The following is a 17,384-nucleotide window of genomic DNA, read 5'->3' as shown; positions in this document are numbered from 1 at the left end:
CTTGGTGAAAGGTGGTCATACGCATTGTTCCAAATAATGAACAATGCGTATTGGTTTGGTTTTAATATCCTAAAGTTAATTATTTTGTTCCAAAGCTTCCCAAATAGCACTTTCAAAAAGCTCAGACATAGAAATACCGGCGGCCTGTGCCTGTTGTGGCAAGATACTTTCGGTGGTAAGGCCGGGGGTGGTATTCATTTCTAACATATAGGGTTCGTCCTCTACGAAAATAAATTCACTTCTGGAGAACCCGCGCATTTTTAAGCGCTCGTACGCTAATTTAGCTATGTTTGTCACTCGTAAGGCTTGTTGGTCGCTTATTCTTGCCGGGGTAATTTCCTGTGATTTCCCTTCATATTTGGCAGCGTAATCAAAAAAGTCGTTTTCCGATACAATCTCCGTGATAGGCAGCACTTTGGTCTGACCTTGGTATTTGATGACCCCTACGGACACCTCGGTGCCATTTAAAAAAGCTTCAATAATGATTTCGTTATCTTCGGCAAAGGCCTTTTCAATGGCTTTTGCCAGCGCTTCTTTTTCATAGACCTTGCTTATTCCAAAGCTACTGCCGGCCTTATTGGCCTTAACAAAGCACGGGAGGCCCACAGCTGCTATAATTTCGTCCTCCCTAATTTCATCTCCAAGATTTAAGTAGTAGGACGCGGCAGATTTTATTCCATATGGTTTTAAAACACTCAGCAAGTCTCGTTTGTTAAACGTTAGGGATGCTTGATAATAATCACATGAAGTTTGTTTGATGCCCAAAAGTTCAAAATATGCCTGCATGAGGCCATCTTCCCCGGGCGAACCGTGGATAGCATTAAAAACACAGTCGAATTTGATGGATTCAGTGGGGGTGTCTACCGAAAAATCGTCCTTGTTTACGGGGTGTTCGCGATCGTTCTCATCTACATACACCCACTTTTCCTTTAAAATATGGATTTTGAAGGCATTAAATTTTTCTTTGTTTAAATGGTCGTAAACAACCTGGCCGCTTATTAGGGAGATTTTGTACTCGCTAGAGTAGCCGCCCATTATGATCGCAACATTTATTTTCATAGTTCTGTTAAGGGTAAAATCAATAAACAAATATCATGTGTTCAAAGTAAAGAAAAAGCATTCGGTTTTCTATCTTTGCCAGACTATAAAATATAACATGGGAAATTTTTTTAAATTTTTATTTAGTAAATCATTTTTTGTGCAATTGGTGCTAGCCCTAATTGTAACGGTCGTTTTGGTGATAGGTGCCATGCAGTGGTTGAAAAATTCTACCAATCACGGGGAATTTGTGGAGGTCCCGGATCTATCCAAAATGTCGATCAGTGAAATGAGATCGGTAGTCGAAAAGGCAAAATTGAGATATGAAGTGTTGGATTCTGCTAACTATAATCCCGATTATCCGCGGTTTTCTATTATAGATCAAAATCCCCCTGCCGGGAACAAGGTCAAGGAAAACAGAAAACTATACATCACCGTAAACCCTTCGGGCTACCAAAAAGTAAGTATCCCCAATATTATTCAAGTTACCCAAAGGAACGCAAGCGCTATGCTAAAAGCAGTAGGATTGGAGGTAGAGCGGGTGAGCTATATTGATAAATTGGGAAAAGATATGGTGTACGAAATTAAATATAAAGGCAAGAGTATTTCTCCTGGGGATAAATTGCCCAAGACCTCAAAAATAGAATTGGTTTGTGGGAACGGTAATATTGCCGGAGATATCCCAGTAGAAACAGATTCACAATAGCATATGGATACATTAGATGATAGGGATTTAAATGAAGAAGAACTTTTTGAGCATTTTAGTTTTAGTGCCTCTAAAGGTCAGGAACCCCTAAGAGTAGATAAGTTTTTAATGAATTTTATTGAAAACGCTACAAGAAATAAAATTCAACAAGCGGCAAAAGATGGTAATATTTGGGTTAACGGATTAACCGTAAAACAAAATTACAAGGTAAAGGCTGGAGATAATGTACGGGTCATGTTTGCGCATCCTCCACACGAGATGTTGCTGGTGCCAGAAGACATCCCGATAGATATTGTTTATGAAGACGATGCTCTGATGGTGGTTAACAAACCAGCCGGAATGGTAGTGCATCCCGGACATGGCAACTACTCTGGTACATTGATCAATGCCTTGTTGTTTCACAGCGCCAATTTACCCAAGAACAGCGACGAACGCCCAGGTTTGGTGCATCGCATAGATAAAGATACTTCTGGGCTCTTGGTAGTGGCCAAGACAGAAATAGCCATGACACATCTGGCCAAGCAATTTTTCGATAAAAGTAGCGAACGCGAATATATTGCCTTGGTTTGGGGGAATGTAGAAGAAGATGAAGGTACTATAGAAGGACATATTGGCCGTAATCCAAAAAACAGGCTGCAAATGCAGGTGTTTTTGGAAGGAGAGCAAGGGAAAGAAGCGGTGACCCATTACAAGGTGGTAGAGCGATTGGGCTATGTAACCTTGATATCCTGTAGGTTAGAAACGGGAAGAACCCATCAGATCCGTGTTCACCTTAAGCATATAGGACACACCCTGTTCAACGATGAAAGATATGGAGGGGACAAGATCTTAAAGGGAACCACTTTTACAAAATATAAACAGTTTGTCGATAATGCCTTTAAAATTTTACCGCGACAGGCCCTGCATGCAAAAACCTTGGGGTTTGTGCATCCAGTAAGTGGGGAATATATGAGGTTCGATTCTGAAATTCCGGAAGATATGGTTAGTTGTATCGAAAAATGGAGACATTACGCCAAACACAGTCAATCAGAATAGATTTAATTGATTTCTGTATCGATAATTACAGTGGTGGTTTCTGGGAAATCTGAATTTTGAAAGTTATTTTTGGGTATCGTTTTGGATCAACAACGGTATATAAGATTTAATACAGTAGATAAGCATTAGAATGAAAATAGTAATTTCGCCTGCAAAGTCGTTAGATTTAAAAAGCACGGTACCCACAGAAGACTATTCCCTGCCAGTTTTTTTAGAACAAGCAGCAGAACTAAATAAGGTGCTTGCCAAAAAAAAGCCCAAAGATCTATCAGCTCTTATGGGGATTTCGGACAATTTGGCGCAATTGAACTGGGAAAGGAATCAAGAGTTTTCTACTCCCTTTACGCCAGAAAACGCTAGGGCAGCGGTATATGCTTTTAATGGAGATGTATACCAAGGATTGGATGCCTATAGTATACCGAGTTCGGCATTGGAAAGGCTACAGGGAACCCTTAGGATACTGTCGGGCTTGTACGGGGTGTTAAAACCTTTAGATTTAATACAGGCATATCGATTGGAAATGGGAACCCAATTAAAAGTAGGAAGGAAGAAGAATTTATACGAGTTTTGGAAAACACCGCTAACAGCCCAATTGAATTCCGAAATGGAAGAAGGAGAATTGTTGGTAAACTTGGCCAGTAACGAGTATTTTAGTGCCGTAGATACAAAGGCCTTACAAGCGACCGTCATAAGCCCGGTTTTTAAAGAGTGGAAAAACGATCACTTAAAGATTATTAGTTTTTATGCTAAAAAGGCACGGGGTACCATGGCAAGGTATATTTTAGATACCGAAGCCGCAACTTTGGATGATATACGTGCTTTTGACCGTGACGGCTATATGTTCAGTAAGGAACATACCTTAAAGGAGCATCAGCCCGTATTTATCAGGTAGTAACAAAATTTTATACATATTAGAATAAGCCTCTTCTCAGAGGCTTATTTTTTTTTGCCTACACTTATCTTTTCTTCTATAGAAGGCTTTCTTTTTAACTTTCGTTTTCGCCTTGTTCCATAGGTTTTATTAATAATCTTGCCTCTTTTCGATTTTTTATCGCCTTTTCCCATTTTTCGGTTTTTAAATTTTTCTTTAAGGTATAATTTTTAAAAGGCATTGTCAAGTTTTAAATCGATTCAAAAGAAGTTTTATGGTTTTTAGCCAATAGCGTCCTAAACGATTTGAGCCAATCTTTGCATACACTTTATATATCTGTATTTTAAAAGATTTTTGACGATATGGGGGTCTTTTTAAAGGTTTTATTTTTCTCTGGCCTATCGAAAATTTATCGTAAAATTTGAATGAGGATCGAACGTTAAGAAATAGTCCAGTGGACTATTTTAGTGAAGAGGCCAGCTTGCGCGTTGGCGATTTTAGGCTGTCTGAGCTAAACGAATTATCTTATTTAGCTGTTTTTCAAAAGCGAGTTCCTAAAATTTAGGTGCTGACAAAAAAATATTCTGAATGAATCATTTCGCAAGAAAGGCCAACGCTACGGCTGGCTCCTCCAGCCAAAGGTACACTGTACCTTTGGCTGGAGGAGCCTAGTTCGTTTTTTATTCATGGCTTGTCTATTGTTTTTTAAAGGAATTCCTGAATGCTCCGCATTTCATCAATGGAAAAAATGAACAGAATTAGTATTTAGGACAGAACTGGTTTTGAGCCATACCGATATTCTTAAGTAGGCGATAGATCGCCTTTTGTCGGGCATTAAAGAAGCTTGAACGTTGATATAAAACCTCTTAAATAAAAAAATGTAGCTTTAGAAAGGCTCTTGGTTGGATGAAAATGTATAAATTATAAATGTTTTTGGTCCTGCCCAGCAAAAACGGAATTTATAATAAAAACTTATAAGCGTGAATATCAAAAAGGTTTTAGTTGCAAACAGAGGAGAAATAGCTATTCGGATTTTTAGAGCTTGTGTAGAAATAGGAATAAAAACAGTGGGGGTATATACCTATGAAGACCGCTATTCACTGCATCGCTATAAGGCCGATGAAAGTTACCAAATAGGAGAGGATCATGAGCCATTAAAACCGTATTTGGATATGGACAACCTTATTCAAGTGGCAAAAGAAAATAAGGTAGATGCCATACATCCTGGATATGGGTTTTTGTCTGAAAACCCAAAATTTGCAGAAAAATGTGAGGACAATGGAATTATTTTTATAGGTCCTAAAGTAGCTGTTTTAAAGGCCTTGGGCGATAAAATAACGGCGAAAAAGGTAGCTGTAGACAAAAATATCCCCATCATTCGCAGCAGTGAACTTGAACTGATCAATATTGATGTCGCCCTCTTAGAAGCGTCAAAGATTGGTTATCCGCTGATGCTAAAAGCTGCATCGGGGGGCGGTGGACGCGGAATGAGGGTGATCCTTAGCGATAACGACCTTCGAAAAGAGTTCGATGTTGCCAGGCGAGAGTCGCTGAACGCCTTTGGGGATGATACGGTGTTCCTAGAAAAATTTGTAGCCAATCCAAAACATATAGAAATCCAAATAGTAGCCGATACCCATGGCAATATGGTGCATTTGTACGAACGAGATTGTTCCGTGCAGCGGCGGTATCAGAAAGTAATTGAATTTGCCCCGTCGGTAGGGCTGGAAGAAAAAACCAAAGAACAGCTATACCGCTATGCCATTGATATTTGTAAGGCAGTAGATTATAATAATATTGGAACGGTCGAATTTTTGCTCGATGATGACGGGAGTATTTATTTTATAGAAGTAAACCCCAGGATACAGGTAGAGCATACGGTAACGGAAATGATTACCAATATAGACCTGGTAAAGACCCAACTATTTATCGCTGGGGGATATAAACTGTCCGATAAGCAAATTAAAATCCAAGACCAGGCCTCGATCCGGGTAACTGGATTTGCCCTGCAATGCCGGATAACTACCGAAGACCCTTCCAACGATTTTAAGCCAGATTACGGGGTGGTCACTACCTACAGGAGCGCTTCAGGCTTAGGGATCCGACTAGATGCCGGAAGTATTTATCAGGGAGTGACTATTTCTCCCTTTTTCGATTCTATGCTTGTAAAGGTTTCTGCTATAAGTAGAACTTTGGATGGCTCTTGTAGAAAAATGCGCAGGGCCTTGGCCGAGTTCCGTATCCGAGGGGTAAAGACCAATATGGCATTTTTAGATAATATTCTGAAACATCCCACCTTTAGGGCAGGTAAGGTGACGGTGAATTTTATAAAAAACGAACCTAGCTTATTCGAGTTTGTCGAATCGAGGAATCGCGCCAATAAATTACTGGAATATTTGGGCGAAGTCATCGTAAACGGCAATCCTGATGTAAAAAAAATAACGCCCAACGTAGTATTTACCAAGCCTAAGGTACCAGCTTTTTCAAAAACGGAAGCCTACCCAAAAGGAACTAAAGATTTGTTGACGGAATTGGGGGCAGAGAATTTTTCCCAGTGGCTAAAAGCAGAGAAAAAGGTTCATTTTACAGATACTACCATGCGCGATGCCCACCAAAGTTTGTTGGCGACACGGATGAGAACGGCAGATATGATAAAAGTGGCCGAGGGGTATGCCAAGAATCATCCAGAAGTTTTTAGTATGGAAGTTTGGGGGGGAGCGACCTTCGATGTTTGTCTGCGGTTTTTACAAGAAAACCCATGGGAACGCTTAAGCTTGCTTCGAAAAGCTATTCCCAATATATTATTGCAAATGCTCATCAGAGGGTCTAACGGTGTCGGTTATACCGCATATCCCGATAACCTGATCCAGCGCTTTGTAGAAGAATCATGGAATGCCGGTATCGATGTTTTTCGGATTTTCGATTCGTTGAACTGGATGAAATCGATTGCCCCATGTATAGAATATGTCCGTACTAAAACAGACGGGCTGGCAGAAGGTTCCATTTGTTACACCGGCGATATTCTAGACCCCTCCAAATCTAAATACGATTTAAAGTATTACCTGCGCTTGGCCAAGGATATCGAAAATTCGGGAGCTCATATTTTGGGGGTCAAGGATATGGCAGGCCTGTTAAAACCATATGCGGCCTATGAATTGATATCGGCATTAAAAGCCGAAATAAATATTCCTATTCACTTGCATACCCACGATACCTCCTCCATACAATCGGCAACCTATTTAAAAGCAATAGAAGCAGGTGTCGATGTGGTCGATGTGGCCTTAGGAGGACTATCCGGATTAACGGCACAGCCAAATTTTAATTCTATGGTAGAAATGCTGAGGTTTCACGAGCGTGAAAATAGGTTCGATACCGATAAATTGGCAGAGTATTCTAATTATTGGGAAGCTGTTCGGAAGTATTACTACCCCTTTGAGTCTGGCTTAAAGGCGGGTACTGGAGAGGTGTATAAACATGAAATTCCAGGTGGCCAATATTCCAACCTAAAAGGACAGGCCATAGCCTTGGGGTTGGAAGACAAGTTTCCCGAAGTGACTAAAATGTATGGAGAAGTCAATACATTGTTCGGTAATATTATCAAAGTAACACCTAGCTCAAAAGTGGTCGGCGATATGGCCCAATACATGATCAGTAATAACTTAACGGTTGCCGATGTCTTGGAAAAGGGAGATGCTATTTCGTTTCCGCAATCGGTGATAGGATTCTTTAAAGGAGATTTGGGACAGCCCGTAGGCGGATTCCCGGAAAATATAAAAAAACTTGTCCTCAAAGATCAAAAGTCGTATTCCGAAAGGCCTAATGCACATTTAGAAGCCATCAATTTTGAAAAGGAATTTGCAGCCTTTAAGCGGAATTTTAATCACGGGATGGGACGCGAACTGATGATTACAGATTTTTTATCCTTTAAATTGTACCCCAAAGTTTTTACAGAAGCCTATAATAATCATTTAAAATATGGAAATGTAATTCGTATTCCTACCAAAAATTTCTTCTATGGGATGGATATAGGGGAGGAGATTATGGTAGAATTGGATAAGGGGAAAAATGTTTTGATATCCCTGATGTTAAAGGGAGAACCAGATGATTCTGGAAATGTAAATGTTTTCTTTAAGGTCAATGGGCAAATGCGTAACGTGGTCATAAGAGACCGCTCGGTAAAAGTATTAAAGATAGAGAATGCCAAAGCAGATACGTCCAATTCTAAAGAAGTTGGCGCCCCTTTACAAGGAATGCTTTCTTCGGTATTGGTAAAAAGGGGAGAAGAGGTGAAAAGAAATCAACCCTTATTTGTAATAGAAGCTATGAAAATGGAGACTACCGTAACGGCATCCGAAGCCGGAATAGTAGATAAAATACAGTTAAAAGGCGGGGCCTTGGTAAACTCCGAAGATTTGGTACTGGTCTTAAAATAAACTGAAAACTACCCATGGTTCCTTTTTTACATACCCATCCATATGAACCTTTTTTATTTAAAGAGGCGACTAAATTAATTGTAGGTACACTACCGCCACCAAGGTTTACCATCGGCGATTTAAAGGAAGGCGATGTCGATTTTTGTTACGGAAGTAGGGACGGGCAATTATGGCCTATATTAAATGGGATTTTTAAGCTGAATTTAAAGTTTGAAACAACTGAGGAAGCGGTTCAACAAAGGATCGATTTTTTGAGGCAACGTAAAATTGGAATCTGTGATATTGTAGCAAGCGCAGAAAGAACTAAGATGGGTTCCTCTGATGTTGGTATGGAAAACATCCAATTGCGGAATTTATTGGGGTACCTCCGAAAATATCCCAATGTAAATACCCTTTTATTTACTGGGGGGAATAGTAAAAATGGACCTGAATATTTCTTTAGAAGACATTTAAAAGAACATGGATTGCGATTAAGATTATTGTCTAATAATGTTCCCCGTATCCATGAATTCGACTTGCCAATTACAAATGCCTGGGATACCGGGAGTCCTAGGAAGCGACAACCATTGGTTTACCCTTTAACAGAAATTAATACGAGGCAAATTAAAACCGTGTCCTTGATAGCTCCGTCCGGAGCGGCCAATAGGGCAGTGGGGAGTTTAAAGGCGTATAAGGAAATGAAAAAACAACACCCGGAACTCAATACAATCGATTTCCGGGCGTTGCAGTACAAGGCCTTTTTCTAAATTATGAAGAGCAAGCTTGCACCCTTTGAAAATAGACCTTCTATCTATAATGGTACTCCCTATTTTTTGTTCTGTTGTTTTTTTATGGTGTCTTCATCGAAATTTATTTTATTGGTTTCAATGTTAGTCTTACCAGTAGGGTTTGTAGGATTCTCTTGTGTTACTTTTCTTTTAAATTTCCTGTTTTCTCTTATTATTCCCATATATTTTATGTTTTTAGGTTCATCTATAACGTAAAAAAAAACAGTCAATATTTCGGTTAATGATCTTTAAAACCTTTGTTAGAGAATGTTAAATAAGGTAAGTAGCAGCAAACTTCAATAGAAGCCCTTATTGTTTGACCGTTAGAATTCCCTCTATAAAATCTGGAATCTTTTCTACACCTTGGTTGGTGAGATGCTTGACAAAAGCCGAACCTATAATAGCCCCTTGGGATGTTTTGGTTGCTTGTTGAAAAGTTTCGGCATCACTGATTCCAAACCCGATAATCTGAGGGTTTTTTAATTGCATATCGGCAATTCTTTGGAAATACCGTTCTTGAGTGTTTCCAAAACCATCCTGTGATCCGGTAACGCTGGCAGAACTGACCATATAAATAAATCCGTCCGAGGCAGCATCTATTTTTAGAATACGCTCGTCACTGGTCTGTGGGGTTATTAGAAAGATATTGGCAAGGCCGTATTTTTTGAAAATATCCTGGTATTGGTCCTGATATACATCTAATGGCAAATCGGGTAAAATAAGTCCGTCTATCCCAATTTCCTGACATTTTTTACAGAAGGCTTCTACGCCGTATTGAAAAACAGGATTAAAATACCCCATGATGATCAAAGGAATACGAACCGATTTTCGGATGTCTTTAAGCTGTTCGAATAAAATAGCGGTAGTCATTCCGTTTGTTAAGGCTTGGGTAGAACTGGCCTGTATGGTTGGGCCATCGGCCAAAGGGTCGCTAAAGGGCAATCCTATCTCTATCATATCGACCCCGTTTTTTTCGAGATCTTGAATGATTTTTACGGTATCGTTTAAAGCAGGGTATCCAGCAGTAAAATATATAGACAATAATTTTTTGTCCTCTTGTAATTTTTGATTTATTCTGTTCATCTTTTTGGATATAGTATCGTTGGGGGATAATCAAAGAAATAAGCTTATTTCCCTGTTTATCCTTCCAATCTATAGTTTAAAATAATCGATATAGGTTCCTAAATCTTTATCGCCACGACCCGATAGGTTTATAACGACCACATCATCTGGTTTAAAATTTTTTGTTTCTAAAACAGCAAAGGCGTGCGATGATTCTATGGCTGGAATAATTCCTTCTAATTTGGAGAGTTGCATTCCGGCCTGCATCGCCTGATCATCGGTTACTGCAATAAATTCTGCCCGTCCTGTTTTGTACAAATGGGCATGCATTGGGCCAACTCCAGGATAGTCTAAGCCAGCAGAAATAGAATAAGGTTCCGTGATTTGACCATCTTGAGTCTGCATTAATAGGGTTTTACAACCGTGGATAATTCCTTCTTTGCCCAATACCGATGTGGCGGCACTTTCTCCAGTATCAACACCTTTTCCGGCCGCTTCAACTGCAATGATGCCAACTTCCTTTTCGTGTAAAAAATGATAGAAGGTACCGGCAGCATTACTACCACCACCAATACAGGCTACCACGTAATGCGGATTTTCCTTGCCTTCCTTTTCTTTTAACTGCCATTTTATTTCTTCGGAGATAATCGACTGAAACCTGGTCACCATATCGGGGTAGGGGTGCGGGCCAATGGCAGAACCTATAATGTAATGGGTGTCTACCGGATTATTGATCCAATCGCGAATGGCTTCATTGGTCGCATCCTTTAGGGTCCTGCTCCCAGAAAGTGCAGGCCGTACTTCGGCCCCCAACATTTTCATTCGAGCAACATTGGGGGCTTGGCGGGCAATATCAATTTCACCCATATACACGATACATGCCATTCCCATAAGGGCACAAACCGTAGCGGTGGCCACACCGTGCTGCCCGGCGCCGGTCTCTGCAATAATTCTGGTCTTGCCTAAACGTTTGGCCATTAATATCTGCCCAATGGTATTGTTTACCTTATGAGCCCCAGTATGGTTAAGGTCTTCGCGTTTTAAGTATATTTTGGTGTTGTATTTTTCCGAAAGGCGTTTGGCAAAATATAGGGGAGAAGGCCTGCCTACATAATCTTTTAATAGTTGGTCAAATTCAGCTATAAATGTAGGGTCTGCCATAACCTTTAAATACTGCTGTCTGAGGTTCTCTACATTGGGGTACAACATTTCGGGAATAAAGGCTCCGCCAAATTCACCGTAATATCCTTTCTCGTCTACGTTATAATTCATTCTTTAAAGTGTTTTATCCCTATACTTTATTAGCCAATAACGATGGCCAAAGCAGGGAGGTCTTTTTTATATTTTTTGCTTAAATGCTTTTAAAAGGGCTATGTCCTTTTCGCCAGGTTTAATTTCGAATTTGCTGTTTACGTCAATGGCGTAGCAATATTCAGATTCAGGCCGGTTTAGGAAATCGGCCACCTTGTCGGCTTCTTCTAGTCCAATACCACCACTTAAAAAGTAAGGTTTGGTCGAAGGGTAGTCTTGTAATACCTCCCAGCTAAAAGTATAACCGTTTCCCCCAGGAAGTTTCCCCTTGGTATCGAATAAAAAGTAATCGCATACCTTTTCGTAGGGAGTTAACATTTGAAAATCGAAATCGTCTTTAATAGAAAATACCTTTATGATTTCGATCCCCAGGGCTGTAGCGCTTAAAGCTTTACAAAAATCTGGCGATTCTTTCCCGTGCAACTGTACTGCCTGTAGGTCATAGGTTGCAATAGTTTTTCTAATATCGGCAAGGGAGGCGTCGACAAAAACACCTACTTTTTTAATATTGTCAGGGATCTTCGGCATGCTGCCATTAAAATAACGGGAAGAAGGTTCCCAAAATATATACCCCATGTAATCGGGCTGTAAATTTGCGACAGCCAACATATTATCATGGTATTTCATTCCGCATACTTTGAGTTTCATCACTTTAATTTATTTATAAAGTCAGTAGCACTTTGTCCAGGAGCATCGGTTTTCATAAAATTCTCCCCAATCAAAAAGCCTTGGTACCCATAAGGTTGTAATTCTTTAATGGCGGCTATATTGCTAATGCCGCTTTCGGAAACCCTTACAAAATCGTTGGGGATTAACCGAGAAAGTGTTTTGCTGGTTTCTAAACTAAGCTCAAAGGTCTTTAAGTTTCTATTATTTACCCCTAACATATCTATGCTAGGCATAATAGACTTGTAAAGTTCCTCCTCATTATGCACCTCTAACAATACGTCGAGCTGCAATTGCTTGGCCAATTCTGAATAGGCTTTTATTTCTTCCCTGCTCAGAATTGCGGCTATCAGTAAAATTACATCGGCCCCATAAGCCTTTGCTTCTATGATCTGATATTCGTCTATAATAAATTCTTTTCTAAGAAGAGGGAGTTGTACCGATGCTCGTGCAAGAAGCAAATCGTCCAAAGAACCTCCAAAGTACTTACCATCGGTTAATACCGACATGCCGCATACCCCGGCATGCTCGTAGCCTACGGCTACCTCGCTCACACTGCTGTTTTGGTTGATGACAGCTTTAGAGGGCGACCTGCGCTTGTGTTCTGCAATGATACCGCTGCTGCTGTTTCTTAGGGCTTGTGCCAAGGAAACGGTAGGACGATCAAAAAGCACGGAATTTTCCAATTGTGAAATAGGAATGATAGATTTTTTTAAGGCTACTTCCTTGCGTTTGTCAATGACTATTTTATCGAGTATATTCATTTTTTTAACCTTGAGGGGTAGTGTTTAAATTTATAGTGCGCTTAATGCCTGTAATTTTTTGAGAGATGCCAGTCCTTTACCGCTCTGTAAGGATTCCATCGCCTGTTCAAAACCTTGTAATGGACTCAAGCCTTTTACTGTAGCAATAGCCATCCCTGCATTGGCACAGACAACATTGTTTTGAGCTTCTGTACCTTTTCCTTCAAGCACCTTAAGGAATATTTGTGCCGATTTTTCGATGCTTCCGCCTCCTGTAATATCGTTTTGGGAGATGGTTGGCACCCCAAAATCGGAAGGTTTTAACATTCTCTCACTATGATTGGTGATGGTTTTGGTATCTCCGGTCAACGATATTTCATCATAACCGTCCAAGGCATGTAATACCGTAAATTTTATATCGGTCTTTCGATATAGATACCCGTACATTCTGGCCAATTCTAAATTAAACACCCCTACGGTCTGGTTTTTTGGGAAAGCCGGATTTACCATAGGCCCCAACATATTGAAGAAGGTTTTTACCCCTAGTTCTCGGCGAATAGGTGCTACATTTTTCATGGCAGGGTGAAACAAAGGTGCATGTAAAACACATATCCCAGCCTTATCGATGCATTTTTCTAAAAAACCAGGGTCATTGCTAAATTTAACCCCCAGGTACTCCATAACATTACTACTTCCACAAGAAGAAGATACCCCGTAATTACCATGCTTGCTTACTTTAACATCGGCCCCGGCAGTTACAAAACTGGCGAGTGTAGAGATGTTAAAAGTATCCTTGCCGTCGCCACCGGTACCACAGAGATCTATGGGGTTGTAAGCCGATAAATCGACCGCCAAACACAACTCCAATAAAGCATCTCTAAAACCTTCTAGTTCTTCAATAGTAACGCTACGCATCATATATACGGTTAAAAAAGCCGCAATCTGACTCGTGTTGTAATCTCCTTTTGCAATATTGACCAAAACTTCCTTGGCTACCTCCTTAGGAAGAACATCGTGATTGATTAGCCTGTTTAATATATCTTTCATTCTAATTCCTTTTTTATGCAAACGGTGCTGATGATTATAAATGTCAGTCCCCGGTTCGCTATTTTTTAATGGGATACTAATAGGTGTACTAGTCCTGTTAGATCTTTAAAGTCCGATTGTTACTTTTCGAGCCAATTCTTAAGCATGTCCTTTCCTTTTGGGGTTAGCACGGATTCTGGATGAAATTGTACGGCACACACATCATATAATTTGTGGCGTAAAGACATTACCTGTCCGTTTTCATCCAAGGAAGTGGCTTCCAAAACATCGGGCAATTCGGGGTGAACTACCCAAGAATGATAACGGCCAACTTCAATTTCCTTGGGCATTCCTTTAAATAGAACATCATCTTTAATAATATTTATACTGGTAGCAATACCGTGGTATACTTGGTCTATGTTTATGAGTGAGCCACCGAAGACCTCCGCAATGGCCTGCTGACCTAGACAAACGCCAAAAATGCTTTTGGTCGGAGCGTAGGTAGCAATAATTTCCTTTAATAGTCCAGCTTCGTCCGGAATACCTGGGCCTGGAGAAAGAACAATTTTATCAAAAGCGTCTACTTCTTCAAGGCGTAATTGATCGTTTCTTTTTACCGTTACCACACAACCTAAATCTTCTAGGTAATGTACAAGGTTATAGGTAAAACTATCGTAGTTGTCTATAACTAAAACTTCCAATGCTGATGGCTTTGAGGAAGAGGGATTAGATTCGGAATGTATGTTGTTGTTCATGTTTTTTATCTCTGTGTTTTATAGTTCCGCCAATAATGTATGATCGGATTATAGGGTCTCTGCTATTTCTAAGGCTTTGGTTAAAGCGCCCAGTTTGTTATAGGTTTCCTGTAATTCATCGGCAGGGTTAGAAGCAGCAACCAAACCAGCGCCGGCCTGGTAATGCAGCTGATGGTTCTTGCTCAAGAAAGTACGGATCATGATAGCGTGATTAAAATTGCCGTTAAAATCCATAAAACCAATGGCTCCACCATAATAACCTCTACTGGTTTTTTCGTATTTCTCTATCAATTGCATGGCCATATGTTTCGGGGCACCACTTAATGTTCCGGCAGGGAAGGTATCTGCTACGACTTTCATGGTCGAGATTTCTTTTTTGATTTTCCCGGAAACTTTTGAAACCAAGTGAATAACATGCGAGAAAAATTGTACCTCCCTATATTTTTCCACGGCTACCTCGCTGCCATTTCTACTGAGGTCGTTCCTGGCCAGATCTACCAACATAACATGCTCGCTATTTTCCTTGTCATCGGCCCGTAATTGTTTGGCAAGTTCTGCATCCTGCTCATCATTACCGGTTCTTTTAAAGGTACCTGCTATGGGGTGAATCTCGGCCTTGCCTTCCTTTACGATCAATTGGGCTTCTGGGGAACTTCCGAAAATTTTGAAATCGCCATAGTCGAAATAAAACAAATAAGGAGAAGGGTTTATGGAGCGCAAGGCCCTATACACATTAAATTCGTCTCCCTTAAAATCTTGGGAAAACCTTCTGGAGAGTACCAATTGAAAAACATCGCCGCGTTGACAGTGTTTTTTTGCCATTGCTACTTGGGCTATAAACTCCTCGTCTTTTAAGTTAGATACAGGAAGGCCTTCTTTAGAGAAATTATAGGAAGCGAAGGTTTTGGCACTTAAGATTTGTTGTATTTCAGAAATATTATTTTCCGATTTATAGCAATGGGCAAAAATATAAGCCTCGTTCTTAAAGTGGTTGATGGCGATGATATTTTGATAAACCGCATAATAGATATCCGGGATCTCCAAAGAATCCGGTTTTTTTGAAATTTCTAGGTCTTCATAATATCGCACCGCGTTATAGGACATATACCCGAACAAACCATTGTTGATAAATTTAAAATCGTTGGTGTCCGCTTCAAATTTTCGACTGAAATCGTGCAGTATCCTTGGAATATTGGTGTCCTTGTCTATGCGGATCTCTTCAGACCTGCCGTCGGGGAACTGTTGTATTACCAATTCGTTTTCTACCCTAATAGAAGCAATGGGGTTACAGCAGATGTATGAAAAACTATTGTCATTAGCATGGTAATCGCTACTTTCCAATAGAATACTATTGGGGAATCTGTCCCTTATTTTAAGATATACACTTACAGGGGTAATGGTGTCTGCAAGGATTTTTTTGTGATGAGAATGTAATGGGTACTTCATGTGTTGGTTTTATTCGATGTTATTGCTGTTGCTCTGTGATTTTATTTTTAAAACGAAAAAAGGCTTGTCGTGATGACAAGCCTTTTTCTATAGTTTAACTACAATGATGCTTTGCTCACGATGTTTGCCGTAAGTTAGTCCACCACCAAGTATTTGATATTCTGTTCTTCATTGCGTCAAATATAAGGATGAATTTCTTAATTACAAATCAATGTTATGTAATTAAATAAAAAACCTCACAAAAGTGAGGTTTAAAACATTCATATATAAGATGGTCTTAGAAAGCTAAATCTACAACCAAATCAAATTCGTCATAAATTGTTTTGTCTCCTAGGTTATCAAAGAAACTTCCAGAACCATATTGTACGTTGTACAAAGAACGGTCTACTTTTAAGCTTGCAGTAGCTTTGTTTCCGTAAACAGAGATATCGAAAGTTACAGGCTTGGTAATTCCTTTAATGGTTAAATCTCCAGTAACTTTATAGGAGTTTTTTCCACTAGCTTTTACTTTTTTAAAGATAAGTTTAGAAGTAGGGTTGTTCGCAACACCAAAGAAATCATCAGATTTTAAGTGACCTTCCAATTTAGTTCTATACTCACCTTCCAAGTCGGTAGCTATTAAAGTAGTCATATCTACTACGAATTCACCTCCGGTAAGTTTGTCGCCATCAAAAACCAAAGCACCTTTTTTCAAGGCTACGGTACCATAATGAGATCCGGTGACTTTGTATCCTTTCCAAGTTACAGTGCTCTCAGCGGTTTTAACTTCTTTTTTAACGCCGTCTATCGGTGTTGCTGCTGTTGCTGTGAAACCTGTTACAACGGCTAATACTAAGCTTAAGATACTTTTTTTCATAATTCTGATTTTTAATTTATTTGTGTTAAGGTTTATAGTAAGGTAATTAAATTTTCTTTTGATTTTCGTACTTTTTTATAATGTTGGGTCTCGTCTTCCTCAGAGCGGTAGCCAATAGTTGCTATAACTGCTGTGTTTAGATTTTTGGAGCTTAATCCCAAAATATCGTTGAACTCACTAGCATCGAAACCCTCCATGGGACAGGCGTCTATTTTTAAATCTGCTGCGGCAGAAAGTAAGTTTCCTAAGGCAATATAGGCCTGCTTTGCGGTCCATGTAGCCTTGTCTTCATCGGACATGGTTACTACTTTAGACTTCATAAAAGTCGCATAGCCTTCTAGGTTTTCGGACGGAATCCCACGGGTTTCGCTAACATTGTTCAAGTGGTCATCTACAAGTTCTTCTCCAAAATTTGTTAGGTTCGCAAGAACAATTAAATGAGAAGCATCAGTAATCTGAGATTGTCCCCAAGCCGCCGGCTGTAATTTCTTTCTAAGGTCTTGGTCTTCTATAATCAGAACCTTGTATGGCTGCAATCCATAAGAAGACGGACTTAAAGTTATTGCCTGGGTCAATAATTCTAAATCCTCAAAAGACACTTTTTTAGAAATATCGAATTTTTTGGTGGCATAACGCCAGTTTAAATTGTCTATGTAATTACTCATTATA

General features: G+C 39.8%; 17 protein-coding genes. 5 read left to right on the top strand and 12 right to left on the bottom strand.

Features of this window, described 5'->3' with window-relative positions:
* Positions 1-75: 75 nt before the first annotated feature.
* Positions 76-1,059 carry a D-alanine--D-alanine ligase gene (locus BUA16_RS10455; protein ID WP_072764697.1) on the bottom strand — a complete coding sequence of 328 codons (984 nt, stop codon included), beginning with the start codon at positions 1,057-1,059 and terminating at the stop codon, positions 76-78.
* Between the two features lie 97 nt (positions 1,060-1,156).
* Between BUA16_RS10455 and BUA16_RS10450 the strand changes: the two genes are divergently transcribed.
* The 3 genes from BUA16_RS10450 to yaaA all read left to right on the top strand — a co-directional run bounded on the left by BUA16_RS10450 (position 1,157) and on the right by yaaA (position 3,671).
* Positions 1,157-1,744, top strand: a complete 588-nt coding sequence (locus BUA16_RS10450; protein WP_072764696.1) for a PASTA domain-containing protein — start codon at positions 1,157-1,159, stop codon at positions 1,742-1,744.
* A 3-nt stretch (positions 1,745-1,747) separates the two neighbouring features.
* On the top strand, positions 1,748-2,779 hold the full coding sequence (locus BUA16_RS10445; protein WP_072764695.1) for an RluA family pseudouridine synthase: 1,032 nt from the start codon (positions 1,748-1,750) through the stop codon (positions 2,777-2,779).
* Between the two features lie 130 nt (positions 2,780-2,909).
* Entirely contained in the window at positions 2,910-3,671 is a 762-nt protein-coding gene (gene yaaA / locus BUA16_RS10440; RefSeq protein ID WP_072764694.1) for a peroxide stress protein YaaA, read from the top strand.
* Between the two features lie 44 nt (positions 3,672-3,715).
* Here yaaA and BUA16_RS10435 read toward each other — a convergent pair whose 3' ends face one another.
* On the bottom strand, positions 3,716-3,844 hold the full coding sequence (locus tag BUA16_RS10435) for a 30S ribosomal protein THX (RefSeq protein ID WP_072764693.1): 129 nt from the start codon (positions 3,842-3,844) through the stop codon (positions 3,716-3,718).
* A 786-nt stretch (positions 3,845-4,630) separates the two neighbouring features.
* Here BUA16_RS10435 and BUA16_RS10430 point away from each other — a divergent pair.
* Both BUA16_RS10430 and BUA16_RS10425 read left to right on the top strand, forming a co-directional pair.
* The gene (locus tag BUA16_RS10430) at positions 4,631-8,083 is read left to right on the top strand and encodes a pyruvate carboxylase (protein WP_072764692.1); all 3,453 of its coding nucleotides are present in this window, start codon (positions 4,631-4,633) and stop codon (positions 8,081-8,083) included.
* 14 nt (positions 8,084-8,097) lie between these two features.
* Positions 8,098-8,829, top strand: coding sequence for a uracil-DNA glycosylase family protein (locus tag BUA16_RS10425; protein WP_072764691.1), 732 nt, complete (start codon positions 8,098-8,100; stop codon positions 8,827-8,829).
* Between the two features lie 59 nt (positions 8,830-8,888).
* On the opposite strand, the gene BUA16_RS18655 is transcribed toward BUA16_RS10425, so the two are convergent.
* The 10 genes from BUA16_RS18655 to BUA16_RS10375 form a co-directional block, all read right to left on the bottom strand.
* Positions 8,889-9,032, bottom strand: a complete 144-nt coding sequence (locus BUA16_RS18655; protein ID WP_178338871.1) for a hypothetical protein — start codon at positions 9,030-9,032, stop codon at positions 8,889-8,891.
* 127 nt (positions 9,033-9,159) lie between these two features.
* Entirely contained in the window at positions 9,160-9,933 is a 774-nt protein-coding gene (trpA, locus tag BUA16_RS10415) for a tryptophan synthase subunit alpha (RefSeq protein WP_072764689.1), read from the bottom strand.
* 69 nt (positions 9,934-10,002) lie between these two features.
* Complete coding sequence (trpB, locus tag BUA16_RS10410; protein ID WP_072764688.1) at positions 10,003-11,184, bottom strand: tryptophan synthase subunit beta; 1,182 nt, start codon at positions 11,182-11,184, stop codon at positions 10,003-10,005.
* Positions 11,185-11,250: 66 nt separating this feature from the next.
* Positions 11,251-11,871 carry a phosphoribosylanthranilate isomerase gene (locus BUA16_RS10405; RefSeq protein ID WP_072764687.1) on the bottom strand — a complete coding sequence of 207 codons (621 nt, stop codon included), beginning with the start codon at positions 11,869-11,871 and terminating at the stop codon, positions 11,251-11,253.
* On the bottom strand, positions 11,871-12,653 hold the full coding sequence (gene trpC / locus BUA16_RS10400; protein WP_072764686.1) for an indole-3-glycerol phosphate synthase TrpC: 783 nt from the start codon (positions 12,651-12,653) through the stop codon (positions 11,871-11,873). The genes BUA16_RS10405 and trpC overlap by 1 nt, the downstream gene beginning before the upstream one ends.
* Before the next feature lie 30 nt (positions 12,654-12,683).
* Complete coding sequence (gene trpD / locus BUA16_RS10395) at positions 12,684-13,679, bottom strand: anthranilate phosphoribosyltransferase (protein ID WP_072764685.1); 996 nt, start codon at positions 13,677-13,679, stop codon at positions 12,684-12,686.
* 119 nt (positions 13,680-13,798) lie between these two features.
* Positions 13,799-14,413, bottom strand: coding sequence for an anthranilate synthase component II (locus BUA16_RS10390; RefSeq protein ID WP_072764684.1), 615 nt, complete (start codon positions 14,411-14,413; stop codon positions 13,799-13,801).
* A gap of 48 nt (positions 14,414-14,461) precedes the next feature.
* Positions 14,462-15,859: an anthranilate synthase component I family protein gene (locus BUA16_RS10385; protein WP_072764683.1), complete on the bottom strand. Its 1,398-nt coding sequence runs from the start codon at positions 15,857-15,859 to the stop codon at positions 14,462-14,464.
* A 277-nt stretch (positions 15,860-16,136) separates the two neighbouring features.
* Positions 16,137-16,715, bottom strand: coding sequence for a YceI family protein (locus BUA16_RS10380; protein WP_072764682.1), 579 nt, complete (start codon positions 16,713-16,715; stop codon positions 16,137-16,139).
* Positions 16,716-16,747: 32 nt separating this feature from the next.
* Positions 16,748-17,380 carry an NAD(P)H-dependent oxidoreductase gene (locus tag BUA16_RS10375; RefSeq protein ID WP_072764681.1) on the bottom strand — a complete coding sequence of 211 codons (633 nt, stop codon included), beginning with the start codon at positions 17,378-17,380 and terminating at the stop codon, positions 16,748-16,750.
* Positions 17,381-17,384 lie beyond the last annotated feature (4 nt).

The sequence above is a fragment of the Arenibacter nanhaiticus genome (genome assembly GCF_900141935.1).
Classification (GTDB): domain Bacteria; phylum Bacteroidota; class Bacteroidia; order Flavobacteriales; family Flavobacteriaceae; genus Arenibacter; species Arenibacter nanhaiticus.
The sequence above is the reverse complement of the archived record's forward strand: the minus strand, read 5'-3'. Positions and strand labels throughout refer to the sequence as shown.

What these genes read in the sequence shown, in the direction of transcription:
- BUA16_RS10385 (WP_072764683.1), bottom strand. Translation starts at nt 15,859, where the DNA reads ATGAAGTACCCATTACATTCTCATCACAAAAAAATCCTTGCAGACACC.
- BUA16_RS18655 (WP_178338871.1), bottom strand. Translation starts at nt 9,032, where the DNA reads ATGGGAATAATAAGAGAAAACAGGAAATTTAAAAGAAAAGTAACACAA.
- BUA16_RS10455 (WP_072764697.1), bottom strand. Translation starts at nt 1,059, where the DNA reads ATGAAAATAAATGTTGCGATCATAATGGGCGGCTACTCTAGCGAGTAC.
- BUA16_RS10380 (WP_072764682.1), bottom strand. Translation starts at nt 16,715, where the DNA reads ATGAAAAAAAGTATCTTAAGCTTAGTATTAGCCGTTGTAACAGGTTTC.
- trpD (WP_072764685.1), bottom strand. Translation starts at nt 13,679, where the DNA reads ATGAAAGATATATTAAACAGGCTAATCAATCACGATGTTCTTCCTAAG.
- BUA16_RS10405 (WP_072764687.1), bottom strand. Translation starts at nt 11,871, where the DNA reads ATGAAACTCAAAGTATGCGGAATGAAATACCATGATAATATGTTGGCT.
- BUA16_RS10445 (WP_072764695.1), top strand. Translation starts at nt 1,748, where the DNA reads ATGGATACATTAGATGATAGGGATTTAAATGAAGAAGAACTTTTTGAG.
- trpB (WP_072764688.1), bottom strand. Translation starts at nt 11,184, where the DNA reads ATGAATTATAACGTAGACGAGAAAGGATATTACGGTGAATTTGGCGGA.
- yaaA (WP_072764694.1), top strand. Translation starts at nt 2,910, where the DNA reads ATGAAAATAGTAATTTCGCCTGCAAAGTCGTTAGATTTAAAAAGCACG.
- BUA16_RS10425 (WP_072764691.1), top strand. Translation starts at nt 8,098, where the DNA reads ATGGTTCCTTTTTTACATACCCATCCATATGAACCTTTTTTATTTAAA.
- BUA16_RS10375 (WP_072764681.1), bottom strand. Translation starts at nt 17,380, where the DNA reads ATGAGTAATTACATAGACAATTTAAACTGGCGTTATGCCACCAAAAAA.
- BUA16_RS10435 (WP_072764693.1), bottom strand. Translation starts at nt 3,844, where the DNA reads ATGGGAAAAGGCGATAAAAAATCGAAAAGAGGCAAGATTATTAATAAA.
- BUA16_RS10390 (WP_072764684.1), bottom strand. Translation starts at nt 14,413, where the DNA reads ATGAACAACAACATACATTCCGAATCTAATCCCTCTTCCTCAAAGCCA.
- BUA16_RS10450 (WP_072764696.1), top strand. Translation starts at nt 1,157, where the DNA reads ATGGGAAATTTTTTTAAATTTTTATTTAGTAAATCATTTTTTGTGCAA.
- trpC (WP_072764686.1), bottom strand. Translation starts at nt 12,653, where the DNA reads ATGAATATACTCGATAAAATAGTCATTGACAAACGCAAGGAAGTAGCC.
- trpA (WP_072764689.1), bottom strand. Translation starts at nt 9,933, where the DNA reads ATGAACAGAATAAATCAAAAATTACAAGAGGACAAAAAATTATTGTCT.